Genomic DNA, 19,039 nt, shown 5'->3' with positions numbered 1-19,039 from the left:
TGAATAACCATTAAGATTTATCTCTTTTTTTTTACTATTAAGTCATTATTTAAATTTTCATTAAGTAGTAAAATTAGTCTATTGTTATAGATATCACATCTCTCTATTAAAGGAGTTACTTATGTCTCATCAACATTCAAATGAAGATCTGCGCGGTGAATTGAAATCTCTTGCTGATACTCTAGAAGAAGTACTCAACTCCTCTGCAGATAAATCCAAAGAAGAGCTCCAAAGCCTACGCGCCAAAGCCGAGTCTGCGATAAAAGGTTCTCGTGCAAAACTCAGTGATGCAGGCCGAGAAATTGTCGATAACACCAAAGAAATGGCAGGAAAAGCAGATAATTATGTCCGTGAAAATCCATGGACAGGTATCGGTATTGGTGCCGCAGTTGGTGTTGTTCTTGGTGTTCTACTAGCAAAACGCTAATTGATAATGAGCGATACTCAAAGACCACAGGGCCCCGCATCCGGGGTTCTGAATTCTCTCAGTAGGATTGGCGCTATTGTTATAGGCATGGTTGAAACTCGCCTAAACTTGATTGCCGTTGAACTGGAAGAAGAAAAAACTACACTTATCCAGCTTATTTTAATGGCTGGCATCACATTATTATTAACCGCCTTTGGGTTAATGAGCCTACTTATACTTCTTTTTTGGGTTATTCCACCTGAATATCGAGTCTATGCTTTAGCCATCACAACCGCGACTTTACTTTTCTGTGCACTGATTGGCGCCATCATGACATTAAGAAAAGCACGGAATTCCACCTTGCTAGGCGATACTCGTCAGCAATTGGAATTAGATAAACGTCTTTTGGAGCAATATCATGATGAACAAACAAAATAAGCAGGCTATCCTCACAAGACGTAAAAAGCTGTTGTTGAATAAAATTCAGCAACAGCGCTCTGATTTAGGGCAAAGCTCGCAAACTTGGCTTGATGTGACAGAACCTTATGATAAAGCATGGCGAATTTTAGTCTCTTTAAAACCTGCATTTTTAGTGGGAGCCAGCTTTATTTCTCTTTACAGCATTAAACATCCTAAAAAAATCATACGATTAGGGCAACGTGCTATCGGTGCAATTGGTTTAATACGTACAATCCAAAAGTCCTTCAAAAAACCTCTGATTAATCTTCAATTTTTTTGTCTAAGAATGTTAATTCTTCTTAATATCCTCTTTGTTTAATTCGCATTATTGTATATCTCACAACGTAGCCGTGGTTATTAAATCTAAAAATAGAAAAATAGCCGACGAAAATACAATACAAATCGATATACATTGCGAATAATAGAGTTTAATTAGGAATAAACACCATGAAAAAATTTGAAGACATTGCCTTATTAGTTGCCCGTATTTTAATGCCTATTTTATTTATTAGCGCAGGCTACGGAAAAATTGGTGGTTACGAAGGAACACAGCAATATATGCAAGCAATGGGCGTTCCAGGTTTCTTATTACCACTGACTATTTTATTAGAATTAGGCGGCGGGTTAGCAATCTTATTTGGTTTCTTAACTCGCACAACAGCAATCTTTACCGCGGTCTTTACACTTCTAACCGCGCTACTGTTCCACAGTAATTTTGCTGAAGGTATGAACCAATTAATGTTTATGAAAAATATGACAATTGCAGGCGGATATTTATTGCTGGTTATCACAGGTCCTGGTAAATGGAGTTTAGATCGTATTTTCAATAAAAATTGGTAATAACGAATTTTAAAAAAAGATCCCTAAGGGGATCTTTTTTGTTTTCTTAAAATAAAAAATATTGATGATTCAAACGTGTTTTAATTATTTTTTATCATTAGCAAAGAGTTTAGGTATTTCACGTAAACACCATGATTTTGCCTCTCCCATGCTATCTCTTCGCCATGCCATAATAATATTATTTTCATGATGATATTCAGGACCAACAACACGTAAACGCCCTTCTTTAATATCATCTTCAATTAAATCAATTGGCATCGTCGCCACACCTAACCCCGCAATTAAAGCACGGCGTTTATCTTCAATAGAACTGACTGTTAAACGACGCTGTTTATCCAATAATAATACCGTTAAAACAGGGCGCTCTCTTGCGGTATCTGCAATCGCAATACCACGATACTTTAAACGTGTTTCTTCGGCTAATGGCTCAGGTTCGTTATGGATGGGGTGATCTGGGCTGGCAACGTAGACGCTAGTCGTATTGTATAGAGGGCGAAAATTGATTTCTGATGACGTGCGAAAATGCATATCAGGTGAAATCACAATATCACATTTACCACTTTCTAAGCTTTCCCATGCCCCCGCAAGTACTTCAGTGACTAACGAAAGTTGGGTATTGGATTTTTCAGCCAGTTTATCAACCAAAGGAAAAAGTCGAGATGCAGGGGTAAGTGCTTCACAAACAATAGTGATATGTGGCTCCCAACCTCTTGCTAACGCTTCAGCGTCTGATGTTAATTTATCAGCCGCCTCAAGTAATATGCGCCCTCTCTCAAGTAACATTCTACCGACATTGGTAAATTTTGTTCGATGACCTGAACGGTCAAAAAGAACAACATCTAAATCTTCTTCTAATTTTTGCATGGTATAACTGAGTGCCGATGGAACTCGATTTAGTTCATCAGCGGCTGCTGCAAAACTCCCTCTACGATCAATGGCATCCATCACTCGTAAAGATTCCAACGTAATGGCTTTGTCTTTACTCATTATACTTATCTCTATCAAATAATTTGATTATAGGCACCAGATTAACTTGCTAACAATAGACAGTCCATACCTCTATGATAAATATATTGATAATCTACTCGAAAAATACCGCTATGATAAAATACAGAACAGCACAACAATGTGGTAAAGCGGATTATGGTTGGCTACAAGCTCGCTACACATTTTCCTTTGGCCACTACTTTGACCCTCATTTTTTAGACTATGGCACCCTAAGAGTTCTCAACCAAGAAGTGCTTGCCCCAAATTCTGAATTTAAAGCAAAGACCTATCCTCATGTTGATGTGGTTAATCTTATTCTTCAAGGGGAAGCAACATACCTTGATAATATGGGGCGTACCGTAACGGCAAAAGAAAATGAGTGCTTACTAATTTCACCGCATAATACGGACACATATATAGAGAAAAACAGCAGTCCTGATACGCCTTTAACCCGCATTCAGTTATGGTTAAATGCGTGCCCACAGCAAGAAAGTTTAGCCTCACAAAAATTGGTATTAGATGAAAACTTAAAATATCAATTGTTAGCTTCACCTACCGGTGATGATGGCTCGTTAATGTTAAGGCAAACAATTTGGCTTTATCATATACATTTGCAAGCTGGCGATGAAATTACCCTGCCAATAAAAGGGCAAAAAGGCTTTTTACAATCCATAAAAGGTGGCACCTATTTGCAAACATCAACACAAGAAAATGGGCAAATTCAGTGTGGTGATGGCGCTTTTATTCAAGACAGCAATAGTATCACGTTAAAAAGCTCGGCTGAGTTTCGTGGATTGTTTATTGATATTATTTCGTGACAGTTAATTTAAATGGACTTAAAAACAGAAAACCCTCGAGACACAAGGTGAATCGAGGGTTTTTTATGAGGTGAGTTGACCGTTAAGCCGGGTTCTGTCGTGGACAACCATTCATCTAGGCCAGAACTTGCGCGCTGGCTCCAGCAACCTACCCGGGTTCAATGCGGGCCGCACCATAAGAACCCCTATTTGGTCTTGCTCCGGGTGGAGTTTACCATGCCACAAACTGTTACCAGTTGCGCGGTGCGCTCTTACCGCACCCTTTCACCCTTACCTGATCCTGTAAACAGGCCATCGGCGGTTTACTCTCTGCTGCACTTGTCGTAGGCTCGCGCCTCCCAGACGTTATCTGGCACCCTGCCCTGTGGAGCCCGGACTTTCCTCCCCTCTATCCGTCTCCCCGAAGGGACAACGATAAAGCAGCGGTTGTCTAGTCAACTCAGGGTGCGGATTATAGGGATTTTGGTATAAAATGTATAGCAAAAGAAGCTAAAAAATCACTTTACTTGTCGTGAGCTTCGCCATTTTGCTCAATAACATGTTTATAGAGTGCGTTTTTCTTCACACCATAAATTTCAGCAGTGACTGCTGCCGCTTTTTTCAGTGGTAATTCTTTTTGTAAAATCGCGAGTGTCCGTAATACTTCTGGGGAAAAATCATCATCAACGGGTTTTTCATAACCCTCAACAATTAATACCATCTCACCTTTACGGCGATTTTCATCTTCAAGAACCCATTTAAGTAATTCACCAACAGGCATACCTTGAATAGTTTCCCACGTTTTTGTGAGCTCTCTCGCTAATACTACGTAGCGATCTTCCCCCCAAACTGTCACCATATCAGCTAAACTATCTAACAGCCGATGTGTTGATTCATAAAAAATCAATGTACGAGGCTCTTCTGATAACGCCCGTAAACAGTCCTGACGGCTTTTTGTTTTGGCTGGTAAAAAACCTTCATAACAAAAACGATCTGAAGGAAGCCCTGCCGCAGACAGTGCCGTAATAGCAGCACAAGCGCCAGGTAATGGCACAACATTTATGCCATTTTTACGACATTGATTGACTAAATGATAGCCAGGATCGTTAATTAATGGTGTACCTGCATCAGAGACTAATGCGATACTTAGCCCCTGTTGTAATTTGCTAATTAATTGATCTGCTTTTTGCTGTTCATTATGATCATGTAACGCATACAAACGTGCGTTAATGGCAAAGTGCTGTAATAGAAGCCCTGTATGACGGGTATCTTCTGCAGCAATTAAATCGACATGAGACAGCACATCAAGTGCCCGCTGGGTGATATCGCCCAGATTACCAATAGGTGTGGGTACTATGTACAGTGTGGATGTCGTTACCGCTGCTCGATTAGGTTGATTCATTGTTTATTCCGAATGACCGATTTAAAATTGAGCATAATTATAAAACATCACTGGGTACAGTATGCTTTCCTCAATTTTTGTGCGTTTTAAAACAGGTTTATCCTATACTGCGATACTCTCTGCATTGATTATGTCAGGTTGTACCCTGACGGGGCAACAAGAACAACCGCTCACTCCCGCTGCAAAAGCAGAAATGGAGATGAAACAATTTCAAAAAGTGATTGATGACGCTCAAGGGCTTGCATCTTTGGATGTTATTAGAGCCTATATCGGGTTAGAAACATTAATTACTGATCCTCAACTGCATCAGAAAAATATTGATGATACATGGCTCACGCTAACCAAACTTACACCAGAACAACGCCGTGGTATTGTTATCAAGGCTAATGAAAATACACTGCAAGGTTGGTTAGATTTACTGAATACCTATGAATACAACAAAGATGATGCTGATAAGTTATCAATAGCGGTCAGAGAATGGCAAACTCGCTATCCTCGAAATCCAGCGGCATTAACACTTCCAGCATCATTATTACGTCTTTCACAACCGTCTGTCAGTGCAAGTAGCCAAATCGCATTATTATTACCTTTAACAGGACAAGCGAAAGTTTTTGGTGAAGCTATTCGTCAAGGCTTCCTTGATGCGCAAAGTGGCTTACCACAACCACAAGCAATGCCTGAACCCCAAGCCCCTAAAAACGATGATAGCCTAGCCTCAATCTTAGAAGAATTAGGCATTAGCAATACTGAAACGCCAGCAACGGATCCAGATACAGCTAAAGATACCGCTGAGAATAGTGAAACAAATCAAGTAAAAGAAGAAAAAGAAACTGAGACTTTTTCAGGTAATATGACCGTTCAACTTGATCCTATTGCACAAAACTCTCGCCAAGTGATTGTTTATGATACCAATAGCCAATCTATCGACGTTTTACTGAAAAAAGTACAGCAAGACGGTGCCAACCTAATCGTTGGTCCATTACTAAAACCTGAAGTCATGAAGACAATTGAGCTTCAAAGTGGCTTACCTGTTTTGGCATTAAATGAATTAGATAATGTCCCTTCAGCGACAACCGTCTGTTTCTTCTCTCTTTCACCAGAAGATGAAACCCGTAATGCGGCACAACATTTACGTCAGCAACAAAAATCTAATCCATTAATTATTGTTCCTGATAATAAATTTGGTCAAAGAATGGCACAAACCTTTGCTGATGAATGGCAACGCACAGGGGGTGGCACCGTTTTACAACAAACGTTTAGTTCTGTTGAAAGCTTAAAAGCCTCTATTAACCGTGGTGTGGGTATTCGTATGACAGGTACACCTATTCTACCGACGGCTAATGCACCTTTACCATTAGAGACGCAATCTATTCCCTCCACAGGTGGTGCCATTGATTCGGTTTATATCATTGCGACTAGCGATGAATTAACTTTAATTAAGCCAATGATTGATATGGCAATCAGTACCCAAAAGCGTCCACCTATTTATGTTAGTTCGCGCAGTAACCAAGGTGGAACAGGTCCTGATTTCCGTATGGAGATGGATGGTATTCAATTTAGCGATATTCCATTGATGACTGGCGCTAATTTGCCGTTGATGCAAAAAGCATCAAGCAAATTTGCGAACGATTACTCATTAATGCGCCTTTATGCTATGGGAATTGATGCTTGGTCATTAGCAAACAATTACAATGATCTGACAAAAGGTACATTACGTTTTAATGGTATTTCAGGTTCATTACGTGTTGAAAATAACTGTACGGTTTATAGAGAACTTCCTTGGATGCAATTTAAACAAGGTAAGATTGAACCCGTTGCGCAGTAATACACGTATTGCGTTAATCATAAAATAAACCGCCATAAAGGCGGTTTATTTTTATGAGTGAGATAAAAAAAGGAAATCATGGATGATTTTTTCTAAAAACCCTTATTTTTTAGGGCGATACTATGAACAAAAAGCGCTAAAAATATTTACGTCAACAAGGATTAATATTGATTGAGCGTAATGTCCGATATCCCTGTGGAGAAATTGATCTTATTATGCAGGAAAAGAGGACATGGGTATTTGTTGAGGTTCGTTTTAGACGTAACATCTTATTTGGTGATGCAATAAGCTCTGTTACTACCTCAAAACGGCGTCGCTTATGGCGTACAGCGAAATGTTGGTTAGCACAACACCAAGAAAGTATCGAGACTTCAGACTGTCGTTTTGATATTTGTGCATTTGATCAACGCCAGTTAATATGGTTAAAAAACATTCTCGATTATACGGAATTTATTCGTTAAATTAGATTATATAGGTCTTAACGTGCTTGATAGAATCAAAGTCTGCTTTACAGAGAGTATTCAAACTCAAATTGCAGCAGCAGAAGCATTACCAGATGCCATTTCCAGAGCCGCCATGATGATGGTTCAATCTTTGTTAAACGGCCATAAAATATTAAGCTGTGGAAACGGCAGCTCAGCAGCAACAGCACAACGATTTGCCGCAAGCATGATCCATCGTTTTGAAACTGAGCGTCCAAGCTTACCTGCACTATCGTTAAACACAGATAGCGTTGTGATGACTGCAATTATGGGAAATCAGCAGCATGATGAAATCTATGCAAAACAAGTGCGTGCATTAGGACAAGCTGGAGATGTGCTACTTGCTATCTCAACTCACGGTAATAGTAGAAGTATTATTAAAGCCGTTGAAGCCGCTGTTACACGAGATATGACCATTGTGGCATTAACAGGTTATGATGGCGGAGAGCTTGCGGGATTATTAGGCCCTCAAGATGTTGAAATTCGTATTCCATCTCAACGCACCGTCAGAATACAGGAAGTTCAGATGCTAACAGTCAATTGTCTTTGTGATTTAATTGATAATACATTATTCCCACATCAGGATGACTAAGGAGTTACTATGAAATTGCTTCCTATCACCGCAGTGCTGTGTTCTGCACTTTTACTTCAAGGTTGTATCGGCGCAGCGGTTGTCGGTACTGCCGCAGTTGCAGGAAAAACGGCAACCGATCCTCGCTCATTAGGGCAACAAGTTGACGATGGTACTTTGGAAGCACGTGTTTCTGGTGCTCTAAACAAAAACGAACAGATCAAGAAAAGCAATTCACGTATTGTGGCAACGGCTTATCAAGGCAATATTCTGTTAACAGGTCAAAGTCCTGATATGTCTGTTGCGAATACGGCAAAACAAGTCGCAAGTCAGGTTGAAGGGGTGAATAACGTCTACAACGAAATTCGCCAAGGTGAGCCTGTGACATTAGGTACAGCATCTTCAGACACGTGGTTAACCACCAAAGTTCGCTCTCAAATTTTAGGCAGTGATTCAGTAAAATCCTCTTCGGTAAAAGTGATCACTGAAAATGGTGAAGTGTTCTTATTTGGTATTTTAACCCGCCAAGAAGGCGCTGCTGTTGCGAAAATTGCCAGTGAAACCAAAGGGGTCGTTAAAGTCACCACCGCATTTACTTACCTTAATTAATCCCGCGTTTTGATATCGTTTTGTCTTATCCTGACAGTATCGGTCTTTGTGAATAATGACCGATACTGACAGTTTCTTGCTTGACTAAAACTCGCCCTTGCTCACAACAAGCTATTAGCGTCTTAACATTCCTTTATCAATGATAAAATCGATAATCGTTTCCAAACCCACTTTTTCTTTTAGATTTGTGAAAACATAAGGCTTCACAGGACGCATTCTTGCTGTATCTGCTTCCATCACCTCTAATGAGGCGCCAACATAAGGTGCTAGGTCGATTTTATTAATCACTAATAGATCTGAATGTGTAATACCAGGCCCCCCTTTACGTGGAATTTTTTCCCCTTCAGCCACATCAATCACGTAAATAGTTAAATCAGCCAGTTCTGGGCTAAATGTCGCGCTTAAGTTATCACCCCCGCTCTCTACGAAAACGATATCAAGATGTTTATGGCGCATTGCTAATTCTTCAACCGCCGCAAGGTTCATTGATGCATCTTCACGAATAGCAGTATGAGGACAACCTCCCGTTTCAACACCAATAATACGATCTGCATCTAATGCTTCAGCGCGTGTTAAGATTTTGGCATCTTCTTGAGTATAAATATCGTTAGTCACAACCGCGATTTCATAAGTGTCGCGCATCGCTTTACAAAGAACTTCTAACAGTGCTGTTTTTCCTGATCCAACAGGACCACCAACACCAATACGTAGTGGTTGATTATATTCTTGCATATAGATTTCTCATGAACGAAAAAGTCGAGTGTATTGTGTTTCATGGCGACTACTGGCAATAATTTGCGCGGGTGTAAAACTCCCAATATCTTCCGTTGGCCAATGTGCAGATTGCTCAACAATTGCTGGGATCTGCTCGGCTAATGTAAACAATATTTTCTGTCCCGCACTCTGCCCTAATGGGATCAGTTTTACGCCTGACATCACCGTATTTTCAAGCCAACCCCAAGCGTAAGCACAACATAACTTTTCGGAGGAAATACTCCATTTCACAGCCGCTAACGCAAATGCCATGAGTTGTGTCTGTTTTACACACGCTTGTAACGTCTCATCTAACTCAATATCTAATTGAGGAAGTAAACGAGCAAAAGCGATACCGCGTTGGCGCTCTTCTTGTCTTAACTCTTTCGTTTCACGACTTGCGACAATAAAATCACACCAATATTTCACTTCACTCATTTTGGCTTGTGCCAAACTTTCTTGTAATCGCCGTAAGATAGGAAGCTCTAACGTTGCTAACGTACCGGCCATTTGGGTGCTTAGCCACTCCGCTAATGTTTGAGGACAACAAACCCACCCCTTTTCAATCGCCCACTCTACCCCTTGAGAATAAGTAAACGATCCCACGGGTAAAGAAGGACTGACTAATTGATATAAGCGTAGATCTGCAAGCATCAATAGGCTCCCTTATTCAAATAATTAGTGATGATGATCATCATGAGAATGGTGATGATGATGATGACCACCTGACGATCCCCCATAAGCGCCCGGTTCGGGTTGGTATTTCTCTAACCCCACAACGACATTGGCACCTAAACCTCTCGCCATATCATCTAAAACATGATCATGAAAATAACGACACCAACCCGCTTCAATTTGCAATGGAACATGACGATTACCTAAGTGGTAACAAACACGAGCCAATAATAGCGGATCGTCACTATACACGGTTGAAACTTGCTCTTTTGCAGCTTCAATCGTTACTTGCGTATTATCTTCAGACAGTAAGATATCGCCCTCTTTTAGCACCGTACCACGAGGCAAAAATAACCCAGCTTCTTGCCCATCACTTAATGTCACTTTTAAACGACTTTTCGTCCTTTCATCCATCGTCAAACACAAAGTAAGAGCCTGTTTTTCGGACGTTGCTGTTGCAAGTGCTTTTTGTTTATCAATAAGTTGAGTAAATCTTTTCATGCTCTATATTCTCGGTAAACGCTTATCAAAAGAGAAAATAGCGTTGTGCCATAGGTAATTGCGTTGCAGGTTCACACACTAATGGCACACCATCTGCTTTCACAATATAGGTTTGAGGATCAAGCTCGATATGAGGCACATAACTATTGTGGATCATCGACGCTTTAGTAATAGTACGACAGCCTTTAACACGACCAATTAAGCTCTTTAAACCCAGCTTTTCAGGCACCCCTGCGTCGATCCCTGCTTTCGACATAAAGATCATCGAGGTTTGATATTTGGCTTTACCTAAACACGCATACATTGGACGATAATGCACCGGCTGAGGCGTTGGAATAGCCGCATTAATATCGCCCATTGGGGCATAAGCCACCATGCCTCCTTTCATGATCAATGCGGGTTTCACACCAAAGAAAGCCGGATCCCATAAAACCAAATCAGCTAATTTCCCTTTTTCAATAGAACCAACTTCATGTGCAATACCATGCGCTAAAGCAGGATTAATCGTATACTTCGCCACATAGCGTTTAATGCGATGGTTATCACTTTCCGCGGTATCACCTTCTAATGTGCCACGTTGTAATTTCATTTTGTGTGCACACTGCCAAGTACGAAGAATAACTTCACCTACGCGCCCCATAGCCTGTGAGTCCGATGACATAACAGAAATCGCTCCCATATCATGTAAGATATCTTCTGCAGCGATGGTTTCACGGCGAATACGAGATTCAGCAAAAGCCACATCTTCGGGAATAGAAGGATCAAGGTGATGACAAACCATCAACATATCAAGATGCTCATCTACCGTGTTAATGGTATAGGGCATTGTTGGGTTAGTGGAAGCGGGTAGAATATTAGGCTCACCGACGGATTTAATGACATCAGGTGCGTGCCCACCACCTGCGCCTTCTGTGTGGAAAACGTGGATCACGCGGCCAGCTATCGCTTTCACGGTTTCTTCATAGAAACCGCCTTCATTTAAGGTGTCAGAGTGAATAGCAACTTGCACATCCATTTCATCGGCAACATTAAGACAGTTATGAATTGCCATTGGTGTTGCGCCCCAGTCTTCATGAATTTTTAGACCAATAGCACCCGCTTCAATTTGTTCACGAACAGCTTCAGGTTGGCTCACACAACCTTTACCAAATAAACCGACGTTAATTGGAAGTTCATCAACCGCTTCTAACATGCGGTGCATGTTCCAAATACCAGGAGTTACTGTGGTTGCATTAGTTCCTGCAACGGGACCTGTGCCACCGCCAATAAAACGTGGTGACACCAGAAACTAAACCTTCTTGTGCTTGTTGAGGGCAGATAAAAGTGAATATGTGTATCAACACCACCTGCGGTAACGATTTTACCTTCGCCCGCAAGACTTCTGTGGCAGGTCCTACAACAATACTTACATTAGGTTGTACATCTGGATTACCCGCTTTGCCGATACCCACAATGCGACCATCTTTGATCCCGATATCCGCTTTTACAATGCCCCAATGATCTAAAATAATGGCGTTGGTAATAAGTACATCAACACATTCAGCGTTGACAACTTGGCTCTGCCCCATACCATCACGGATCACTTTACCACCACCAAACTTGACCTCTTCGCCATAAGTGGTGAAGTCTTTTTCAATTTCAAGAAAAAGCGCAGTATCGGCTAATCGCAGACGGTCACCTGTTGTTGGACCAAACATATCTGCATAAGCTTGACGTGAGATAGTTTTCATTTTTTCTCACTCTCCAATTTACCCATTACTTTGCCATGAAAGCCGTAAATCTCACGCTTTCCTGCAAAAGCCACTAATTCAACAGTACGGCTTTGACCTGGTTCAAAACGAACCGCCATACCTGCTGGAATATTTAAACGAAAACCTAATGTGCCTTCTCGTTCAAATTTCAACGCGTCATTCACTTCATAAAAATGATAATGAGAGCCGACTTGCACGGGCCGATCGCCATGATTAGCAACCTGTATTGTTTTTGTCTCTCGACCTGCATTAAGTTCAATATCACCTAATGCTTGGTTAACTCTAATTTCACCGGGTATCATGTTGTTACCTACACAATAGGATCATGAATAGAAACAAGTTTTGTACCATCTGGGAATGTACATTCCACTTGAATGTCTTTTATCATTTCGGGTACACCTTCCATAACTTGTTCTGCTGTCAAAACAGAGCGTCCTTCACTCATCAATTGGGCAACGGTTTTCCCCTCTCTCGCCCCTTCCATAATGGCGCAACTAATCAGTGCAACCGCTTCAGGATAATTAAGCTTGAGCCCTTTCGCTAAACGTCTTTCAGCAACAAGACCCGCTGTAAAAAGCAGTAATTTATCTTTTTCTCTTGGTGTTAATTCCATTTCTGCTCCTAAAATTAACGATTATGTCGCCCATATACGAGGCGGCTCAGGGCAATACCCTAACCAGTGTTGTCTGACGGTTTGCCAAACTTGGGCAAAACACGCCATCATTGGCTCTGTTTGAGAGCCTAATAACCGTAAAACTAAAATACCGTCTACATCCGTTAAACCATATTCGATAATATGATCGTAAGAAGCTGAGAAAGCCTCAATACTTTGCTGAATAAGGCTTTTTAACTTATCCGTTGCGGGATAAATATACAGTGATCCCAACATCGGAAATTCACGCATTGCCGCCGATCTTTTTTGTAAACCATCAACAAAAATCGACTCAGTTAATGTCAACTTTTCATCGATATAGAAATTTAAACGCCCTTTTACATTGCCATTATCAAACCATTCATTTAAAACGGGGCGACAAAACATTGGATTTCCCAGCCAATAAATCTGGCCGTAGATGCAATATGAATATCCGTTTTCAAACGAACTTGCGCTTCAGGAAAAAAGATATTTTCTTGAGGTAACCACTCTAAAAAGCCATTAGGTGCCACGTTTAAGGTTTGAACTTGCTGAGCAACACCACCTGCACTGCGATAAAATTTAGTGGCTCCAGGGGTGGTGAGCAGTGCGTGCGCTTGGGGCTGCACATCAATATTAATCAATAACTTATCGCCGCCCACCACGCCACCTGGAGGATGAAGCAAATAAGTGTGTGCAATACCTTGCTCAGGGTAAAAAGGGCGCTGAACCATTAATGGGCCGATATGGCGCTTTTCTGTAAGACGTGTTATTTCGCGTTTTACTTCATAACGTAAAACGATTTCAGCAAGCCAACCCTTCCCTGAAAAGTCAGACATACTCACTCCTGCCAACTCGGCAAATTTATCAATAAATCAGGAAAATACGTGAATACATACAGCGCTATCCATAAGATTGAATCATTCAAAATCAAATAGAAAATAAGCTAATGAATGTTGGATAGGGTGTGGATAAAAGACGAACAGTGATATCCTAAGAACAGGATAATCTCCTCCGTCTGTGACGCGCGATTCTACACCTTATTACGAAAAATGCGTTTTGAATAAATAACAATTTATTTAGAAAAAATGACACTGTTTAAAATAAATGTAAAAAATGAGCAGATATCTATATTGTCATGCTTTATCAACAAGATTATATTCTGCTTCACTCTCGTTCTGCTTTGCATGACAACACGAATTTAAATTAGAATAATCTTTCTATTTATTATTCTAGTCGTGGCTTATCAGTTTATACAACAAATGCGCTCATTTTGAGTATTGTTCATTTAAGCAAGATGAATGCTTAACTTGCCTACGGTATATCGGAAATCATGGAATACAAACACATTCTGTCCTCTAACCAAATGTCTTTAAAAACGTTTTACATCGAAAACCCGATGATAGCGATGGTTAGTGGCGCAAAAGGTACGATTTGCATCAATGGACAAACCATTGATGTCTCTAGCCATTTAACGCTTATTATTCCGAAATACAGTCAAGTTTCTTGCGACATAGTCAGTCAATTTACGCATAAATCTATCGAACTACACACACTTGTATTATGTGAAACAGAGCTTCAATCTGTTTTCTCTTTACTAAAACCTTTAATTAAATCTAGCTCGCCACTGACAAGCCACCTTCCTGCTTACCATTTATCAACGCCTGAAGTGATAAAAAGTAATTTTGGCATTTTAAAACAGTGCTTACCGTTACCACATGGCTCTCCATCTCAAGAAACCATGTTTATGCAGCAATGCTTATTTTTTATTTTGATGGCGGTGTATCAAGAAGGTATCGATATTTTAAATATCTTTAGATTTAACTATGATGAGCCGAAAAATCAGGCAATTACGCATTTAATTACGCAAGATCCACAAAGAAAATGGCATTTAGAAGATGTGGCTAAAACACTTTTCACAACGCCATCAACATTACGTCGACATTTAAGTAAAGAAGGCGTCTCATTTTGCCAGCTATTACTGGATGTCAGAATGGGTATTGCGTTAAATTACCTGACCTTTTCCAATTACTCTGTTTTTCAAATAAGTCATCGCTGTGGTTTTGGCAGTAATGCTTATTTTTGCGATGCGTTTAAACGTAAATACGGTATGACCCCCTCACAATTTCGCATCCAGTCTCGTCAATCTAACGATCCCTCTGCGATAACAAAGTTATCGGAGAAGATTGCAGAGCCTAATAGAAAAATATTTCAAACCTTATAAAGTTATGACAAATTATTTTTCTTTAAAAAGGAGGTTCCCCCCATTAGTCGCATTTGATTTAAGATCCACTGCTGTCGTTTGAGGGTGTAAGCAGAAGGTTTATTTACGTGATAAATATGCGGATTAGGTAATACTGCGGCTAATAATGCCGCTTCATGACGGGTAAGTTGTTTCGCAGGCTTTCTAAAATAGTGTTGAGAAGCCTGCTCTACACCAAAGATCCCATCACCAAACTCAACAATATTCAGATACACCGTTAAAATACGTTTTTTTGACCAAACAAGCTCGACAACAGGCGTCATTCCTGCCTCAAGCCCTTTTCTTATCCAACTACGACCATCCCATAAAAAGAGATTTTTGACCGTTTGCTGAGAAATCGTTGATGCACCACGTAATGTTTTCCCGTTGTTATTATTTTTTTTGAAAACTTTCTCAATAGCATCAAAATCGAATCCCCAATGTTTAGGAAAATTTTGATCTTCAGAAGCAATAACCGCTAAATACATTACGGGAGCGATCTCTTTTTCACTTACCCATGTTGAATGTGATACATAAGAGAAATCAAATTCACTCCAAGCAGAAATTTGTCTTTGAACCATAACAGCAGAAAAAGGCACAGGTAAAAAAGAAAACAGCACAACTGTTAACAGCCATAAAGCAATTAGAATAATTAATACTTTCTTTAACTTTCTCACCAGTACCATCTGCTGTTTTCGCCTACTCTTTATGCCATTTCAAGGACTTTCTTAACCAGTTTCTCAATCCCCACCTGTGCTTGTGCAATAGATTGTGCAAGCATATACGCAGGCGTTGTGACAACACGATATTTTTCATCAACAACAATATCATCGACAGGGCAATCGATATGAACGCCGCCCATTTTTTCAATCACACAAGCGGTTTCCACGTCATTTCCAATTGTTAATTTTACTGGAGAATTTAACATTTTTGGTAACATTACAGGTGCAATACACATTAACCCTAATGGTTTGTTTTGCTGATGCATCGCTTGTACGAATCTTAAGAGATCTTTGTTAATTTCACAGCCCTCCCCTTTTGTTGCAAAATCGCACAGATTCTTCGCCGCACCAAAACCACCAGGAATAATGACAGCATCAAAGTTTTCGGCCTTTGCTTCTGATAAAGGGGAGATTTTTCCACGAGAAATACGAGAAGATTCTTCCATCATATTCCTTTTTTCTGGTTTTTCCTCACCTGTAATATGATTAATTACAGTTGGTTGTAAATCATTAGGTGAAAAATAATGAACTTCAGCATTATTTTGGCTTAAAGCAAGCATTGTGAGTACTGATTCATGAATTTCACTCCCATCGAACACACCACAGCCACTTAAAATTACCGCAATTGATTTCATATCTTTCTCCGTTTGTAGTAGATTACTAGTTACCCATTTATAGGTGTAAACACCAATCGGCATCACATATTTAAATGTTTCTTGTAACAAAAAAACTTATCTTTGCTATTTTGTTGCTTGTATGATGTATGGAATAGTTTCATCCTATTCGCCTATGTAATGAGAATCAAAAAAGCGGATAGAAAAGTTTCCCTGGTGTTGGCGCAGTATTCGCGCACCCCAACCTTCGGTTGGGGTTATTTTTTTGTAGCGTCTGATAACCAGTTTCTTAAACTTTCCACATCCTTTCTCCAATCTCTTTCTAACTCATCAACCCATTCTTGTACATTGTCCCACCAAGCAGGCAATTCTGATGATTGGATCTGTTTAGCGAGTTGCTGTAAATGTTTTAAACCAATAGAACCCGCTGCCCCTTTAATTTTATGCCCCTCTTCTGAAATACCCTTCTCATCACGAGCTGTTAGGTTAGATTCAAGGACTGACATATAACTTGGCATCATCTTTTCAAAAACCGCTAGACCATCAGTGATTAATTGAGGTCCGACGAGTTCGATGTATTGATTCAGCATGTCTATATCTAATAATTCTTCATTTTTATTCAACAATTCCGATGACTCATTACATGGCACAGAAACCGCACCATCTCCCCAAAATTTATTGATAATCGCGGTAAGTGCGTCCACAGAAAGAGGTTTACTTAACACATCATTCATTCCCGCATCCAAATACTCTTTTTTTGTCTTTCAAAACATTTGCTGTTAACGCAATAAGAGGAGGGAGTTCATTACTGTCGAATTCTTGGCGTAATTTTCTTGAAATATCGAAACCTGTCATATCAGGTAATTGAATGTCTAATAGCACTAAGTCATATTCATTAGGCTTAAACATCGATAACGCTTCGGCTCCGGTCATCGCAACATCAACAGTATTACCCAGCTTTTCTAAAACAGAGCAGGCAACAATCACGTTAAGTTCAATATCTTCAACAAGCAGAATATTTAAAGCAGGTAATAAGAGCTCATCGTCATTTTCGATATCGTGATGCTCTTCAATCGCAGGAGCGACGATAGAGAGGGTAAAAGTAGATCCCTTACCTAACTCACTCTCGACACGAATATCACCGCCCATATGCTGTGCTAGACGTTTTGAGACGGCAAGTCCGATGCCCGTTCCCGTTGCAGAACGACCACCTTGGCTATCATTGACTTGATAGTACATGGCAAAGATTTTCTCAAGCTCACTTTTTGGAATACCAATTCCGCTATCTTTCACTTCAAAGAACAACTTATCTGGCGCTTCTTGCCAAATACGTACTTTGATTTCACCTTCTTGAGTAAACTTCACGGCATTACCGATGAGATTCCATAAAATCTGGCGTAGTCGAGTCCCATCAGAGGTTATCTTATGCGGTAGCGTTTCTTCTGCTTCGAGTGTGAATTTCAATCCTTTTGGCTGTACTAACAGTCCAGACAGATTTTCTAAATCAGAAATAAATTCTGTGAAGTCTATTGGCTGGTTATCCAACTGAATTTTTCTACGCTCAATTTTGTCCATTTCAATCACGTCATTAAAAATATTCCCTAACGTAATCGCACTCACATGGATCGTTTTTAAGTAATTGAGTTGTTCGGGTGAAAGCTCGGTATCCAATAAGATACGGCTTAATCCAACAATGCCATTTAGCGGTGTACGCAATTCATGGCTGATTGTTGAAATAAAGGTGGTTTTATCACGGCTCGCGTTCTCTAGCGCGTCTTGATAGCGCTTACGCTCTGTAATGTCACGTCCAAAGCCCATTAAGCCATGACGTTTACCAATACGATCATAAAATGGGACTTTACGCAGTTCAAAACACGCCTTGCGTCCATCAGGATAAACTAGCCACTGCTCATAAGTGAGTGACACATTATGACGGAAAACTTTTTCATCCGTTTCCATCACTTTTACCGCAATATCTTCGTCATACACATCAAGTGGTGTTAAACCGATAAGTTGTTTCTCACTTTTACCGGTCAGTAATTCCGTCGCACGATTACATCCTGAAAATTCATTATCTTCATTGCGGTAATAAACTAAATCAGGAGAGGCATCTAAAAATGAGCGTAACAGTGAAGATTGCTGCTCAAGTTCAATTTGCGTCAATTCACGACGCTTCATTTCGCTTTTTAATTTTTCTAATAGTTCAAGATGCGCTTTTTCAACTTTTTCACGCTCTTGTATTTCCAAGTTCAATTGCTCAATATTCTCTTTTAATTGAGAATTTAACTCTAAGTCGCGCTGTCGCATTACACCCAGCTTATCCACCATACGAGATAAACGGCGTCGTGATTCTTCAAGCTGTTCAACCACAACAGAGAGAAAATAGACAGCCCAAGGCGTAATGATCAGTCCAAAGAAAATAGAGCGAACAAGGTCAATACTGGTGACATCACCTGCAAGCAAGAATGTCACCGCCATTTGAACAACCATCGCTAAAACAACTAATGCAGAAGCTAATAACAATGAGAAGCGAATTAACCCCAGCCTCATCATTAAATCAACGTAGTATTGGGCAAGCCCTTTGAGCAATTTCATTGAAAACTCCAATATATTGAATCTATGGAATGATAACCCAAAAATGAATTGGCGCAGTGGTGAACATTCAGAAATCTTGCGAAGAGTGGTAATTTCTCATTACTTTGTTTGATTTAATTCCGCTATTTTCTCTCAACGAGCCTATCTGAGACAGATACATTAATAAAAACAATACAA

The 19,039-nt window shown here is 40.1% G+C and carries 18 protein-coding genes, 1 other RNA gene and 4 pseudogenes; 10 read left to right on the top strand and 13 right to left on the bottom strand.

Features of this window, described 5'->3' with window-relative positions; genetic code table 11:
* Positions 1-121: 121 nt before the first annotated feature.
* The 4 genes from BHE89_RS12425 to BHE89_RS12410 all read left to right on the top strand — a co-directional run bounded on the left by BHE89_RS12425 (position 122) and on the right by BHE89_RS12410 (position 1,705).
* Positions 122-427 carry a DUF883 family protein gene (locus BHE89_RS12425; protein ID WP_069368673.1) on the top strand — a complete coding sequence of 102 codons (306 nt, stop codon included), beginning with the start codon at positions 122-124 and terminating at the stop codon, positions 425-427.
* A gap of 6 nt (positions 428-433) precedes the next feature.
* Positions 434-844 (top strand): phage holin family protein, encoded by a 411-nt coding sequence (locus BHE89_RS12420; protein ID WP_069368674.1) that lies wholly within the window; start codon positions 434-436, stop codon positions 842-844.
* On the top strand, positions 825-1,184 hold the full coding sequence (locus tag BHE89_RS12415) for a YqjK-like family protein (protein ID WP_286146097.1): 360 nt from the start codon (positions 825-827) through the stop codon (positions 1,182-1,184). The genes BHE89_RS12420 and BHE89_RS12415 overlap by 20 nt, the downstream gene beginning before the upstream one ends.
* Positions 1,185-1,312: 128 nt before the next feature.
* Positions 1,313-1,705: a DoxX family protein gene (locus BHE89_RS12410; protein ID WP_069368675.1), complete on the top strand. Its 393-nt coding sequence runs from the start codon at positions 1,313-1,315 to the stop codon at positions 1,703-1,705.
* Between the two features lie 84 nt (positions 1,706-1,789).
* On the opposite strand, the gene BHE89_RS12405 is transcribed toward BHE89_RS12410, so the two are convergent.
* Positions 1,790-2,692: a LysR family transcriptional regulator gene (locus BHE89_RS12405; RefSeq protein ID WP_069368676.1), complete on the bottom strand. Its 903-nt coding sequence runs from the start codon at positions 2,690-2,692 to the stop codon at positions 1,790-1,792.
* A 113-nt stretch (positions 2,693-2,805) separates the two neighbouring features.
* Between BHE89_RS12405 and BHE89_RS12400 the strand changes: the two genes are divergently transcribed.
* Positions 2,806-3,510, top strand: coding sequence for a pirin family protein (locus BHE89_RS12400; protein WP_069368677.1), 705 nt, complete (start codon positions 2,806-2,808; stop codon positions 3,508-3,510).
* Positions 3,511-3,577: 67 nt separating this feature from the next.
* Here the strand turns inward: BHE89_RS12400 and rnpB are convergent.
* Both rnpB and rsmI read right to left on the bottom strand, forming a co-directional pair.
* An RNA gene (gene rnpB, locus BHE89_RS12395) (RNase P RNA component class A) lies at positions 3,578-3,952 on the bottom strand.
* Between the two features lie 60 nt (positions 3,953-4,012).
* On the bottom strand, positions 4,013-4,891 hold the full coding sequence (gene rsmI / locus BHE89_RS12390; RefSeq protein ID WP_069368678.1) for a 16S rRNA (cytidine(1402)-2'-O)-methyltransferase: 879 nt from the start codon (positions 4,889-4,891) through the stop codon (positions 4,013-4,015).
* A gap of 61 nt (positions 4,892-4,952) precedes the next feature.
* Between rsmI and BHE89_RS12385 the strand changes: the two genes are divergently transcribed.
* The 4 genes and pseudogenes from BHE89_RS12385 (at position 4,953) to dolP (ending at position 8,378) form a co-directional block, all read left to right on the top strand.
* Positions 4,953-6,716 (top strand): penicillin-binding protein activator, encoded by a 1,764-nt coding sequence (locus BHE89_RS12385; RefSeq protein WP_069368679.1) that lies wholly within the window; start codon positions 4,953-4,955, stop codon positions 6,714-6,716.
* Positions 6,717-6,798: 82 nt separating this feature from the next.
* Positions 6,799-7,177: pseudogene (locus BHE89_RS12380) on the top strand (YraN family protein).
* 22 nt (positions 7,178-7,199) lie between these two features.
* Positions 7,200-7,790 (top strand): DnaA initiator-associating protein DiaA, encoded by a 591-nt coding sequence (gene diaA / locus BHE89_RS12375; RefSeq protein WP_004245257.1) that lies wholly within the window; start codon positions 7,200-7,202, stop codon positions 7,788-7,790.
* Positions 7,791-7,799: 9 nt separating this feature from the next.
* Positions 7,800-8,378 carry a division/outer membrane stress-associated lipid-binding lipoprotein gene (gene dolP / locus BHE89_RS12370; RefSeq protein WP_069368681.1) on the top strand — a complete coding sequence of 193 codons (579 nt, stop codon included), beginning with the start codon at positions 7,800-7,802 and terminating at the stop codon, positions 8,376-8,378.
* Positions 8,379-8,492: 114 nt separating this feature from the next.
* On the opposite strand, the gene ureG is transcribed toward dolP, so the two are convergent.
* The 7 genes and pseudogenes from ureG to BHE89_RS12335 form a co-directional block, all read right to left on the bottom strand.
* Complete coding sequence (gene ureG / locus BHE89_RS12365; protein ID WP_069368682.1) at positions 8,493-9,110, bottom strand: urease accessory protein UreG; 618 nt, start codon at positions 9,108-9,110, stop codon at positions 8,493-8,495.
* A 9-nt stretch (positions 9,111-9,119) separates the two neighbouring features.
* Entirely contained in the window at positions 9,120-9,785 is a 666-nt protein-coding gene (locus tag BHE89_RS12360; RefSeq protein ID WP_069368683.1) for an urease accessory protein UreF, read from the bottom strand.
* Between the two features lie 24 nt (positions 9,786-9,809).
* Positions 9,810-10,307 (bottom strand): urease accessory protein UreE, encoded by a 498-nt coding sequence (gene ureE / locus BHE89_RS12355; protein ID WP_069368684.1) that lies wholly within the window; start codon positions 10,305-10,307, stop codon positions 9,810-9,812.
* Positions 10,308-10,332: 25 nt separating this feature from the next.
* Positions 10,333-12,037, bottom strand: a pseudogene (gene ureC / locus BHE89_RS12350) (urease subunit alpha).
* Positions 12,034-12,360 carry an urease subunit beta gene (locus BHE89_RS12345; RefSeq protein WP_069368686.1) on the bottom strand — a complete coding sequence of 109 codons (327 nt, stop codon included), beginning with the start codon at positions 12,358-12,360 and terminating at the stop codon, positions 12,034-12,036. Before BHE89_RS12345 ends, ureC begins: the two are co-directional and overlap by 4 nt.
* Before the next feature lie 8 nt (positions 12,361-12,368).
* Positions 12,369-12,671 (bottom strand): urease subunit gamma, encoded by a 303-nt coding sequence (locus BHE89_RS12340; protein WP_069368687.1) that lies wholly within the window; start codon positions 12,669-12,671, stop codon positions 12,369-12,371.
* A 21-nt stretch (positions 12,672-12,692) separates the two neighbouring features.
* A pseudogene (locus BHE89_RS12335) lies at positions 12,693-13,528 on the bottom strand (urease accessory protein UreD).
* A gap of 494 nt (positions 13,529-14,022) precedes the next feature.
* On the opposite strand from BHE89_RS12335, the gene BHE89_RS12330 reads away from it, so the two are divergent.
* The gene (locus tag BHE89_RS12330; RefSeq protein ID WP_069368688.1) at positions 14,023-14,913 is read left to right on the top strand and encodes an AraC family transcriptional regulator; all 891 of its coding nucleotides are present in this window, start codon (positions 14,023-14,025) and stop codon (positions 14,911-14,913) included.
* Between the two features lie 2 nt (positions 14,914-14,915).
* Here BHE89_RS12330 and mtgA read toward each other — a convergent pair whose 3' ends face one another.
* The 3 genes and pseudogenes from mtgA to arcB form a co-directional block, all read right to left on the bottom strand.
* Positions 14,916-15,617, bottom strand: a complete 702-nt coding sequence (gene mtgA / locus BHE89_RS12325; RefSeq protein WP_069368689.1) for a monofunctional biosynthetic peptidoglycan transglycosylase — start codon at positions 15,615-15,617, stop codon at positions 14,916-14,918.
* Between the two features lie 20 nt (positions 15,618-15,637).
* Positions 15,638-16,288, bottom strand: a complete 651-nt coding sequence (gene elbB / locus BHE89_RS12320; protein WP_069368690.1) for an isoprenoid biosynthesis glyoxalase ElbB — start codon at positions 16,286-16,288, stop codon at positions 15,638-15,640.
* Between the two features lie 236 nt (positions 16,289-16,524).
* Positions 16,525-18,862, bottom strand: a pseudogene (gene arcB / locus BHE89_RS12315) (aerobic respiration two-component sensor histidine kinase ArcB).
* Positions 18,863-19,039: the final 177 nt, after the last annotated feature.

Source organism: Shigella sp. FC1967 (genome assembly GCF_001743005.1).
GTDB lineage: Bacteria > Pseudomonadota > Gammaproteobacteria > Enterobacterales > Enterobacteriaceae > Proteus.
This window is presented reverse-complemented; position numbering and strand designations above follow the sequence as displayed.

Bases quoted from the DNA above. Each gene is read 5' to 3' on its own strand.
- BHE89_RS12400 (WP_069368677.1), top strand. From the start codon at position 2,806: ATGATAAAATACAGAACAGCACAACAATGTGGTAAAGCGGATTATGGT.
- mtgA (WP_069368689.1), bottom strand. From the start codon at position 15,617: ATGGTACTGGTGAGAAAGTTAAAGAAAGTATTAATTATTCTAATTGCT.
- BHE89_RS12340 (WP_069368687.1), bottom strand. From the start codon at position 12,671: ATGGAATTAACACCAAGAGAAAAAGATAAATTACTGCTTTTTACAGCG.
- BHE89_RS12330 (WP_069368688.1), top strand. From the start codon at position 14,023: ATGGAATACAAACACATTCTGTCCTCTAACCAAATGTCTTTAAAAACG.
- BHE89_RS12405 (WP_069368676.1), bottom strand. From the start codon at position 2,692: ATGAGTAAAGACAAAGCCATTACGTTGGAATCTTTACGAGTGATGGAT.
- BHE89_RS12345 (WP_069368686.1), bottom strand. From the start codon at position 12,360: ATGATACCCGGTGAAATTAGAGTTAACCAAGCATTAGGTGATATTGAA.
- dolP (WP_069368681.1), top strand. From the start codon at position 7,800: ATGAAATTGCTTCCTATCACCGCAGTGCTGTGTTCTGCACTTTTACTT.
- ureG (WP_069368682.1), bottom strand. From the start codon at position 9,110: ATGCAAGAATATAATCAACCACTACGTATTGGTGTTGGTGGTCCTGTT.
- BHE89_RS12425 (WP_069368673.1), top strand. From the start codon at position 122: ATGTCTCATCAACATTCAAATGAAGATCTGCGCGGTGAATTGAAATCT.
- ureE (WP_069368684.1), bottom strand. From the start codon at position 10,307: ATGAAAAGATTTACTCAACTTATTGATAAACAAAAAGCACTTGCAACA.
- BHE89_RS12420 (WP_069368674.1), top strand. From the start codon at position 434: ATGAGCGATACTCAAAGACCACAGGGCCCCGCATCCGGGGTTCTGAAT.
- BHE89_RS12410 (WP_069368675.1), top strand. From the start codon at position 1,313: ATGAAAAAATTTGAAGACATTGCCTTATTAGTTGCCCGTATTTTAATG.
- elbB (WP_069368690.1), bottom strand. From the start codon at position 16,288: ATGAAATCAATTGCGGTAATTTTAAGTGGCTGTGGTGTGTTCGATGGG.
- rsmI (WP_069368678.1), bottom strand. From the start codon at position 4,891: ATGAATCAACCTAATCGAGCAGCGGTAACGACATCCACACTGTACATA.
- BHE89_RS12360 (WP_069368683.1), bottom strand. From the start codon at position 9,785: ATGCTTGCAGATCTACGCTTATATCAATTAGTCAGTCCTTCTTTACCC.
- BHE89_RS12415 (WP_286146097.1), top strand. From the start codon at position 825: ATGATGAACAAACAAAATAAGCAGGCTATCCTCACAAGACGTAAAAAG.
- BHE89_RS12385 (WP_069368679.1), top strand. From the start codon at position 4,953: ATGCTTTCCTCAATTTTTGTGCGTTTTAAAACAGGTTTATCCTATACT.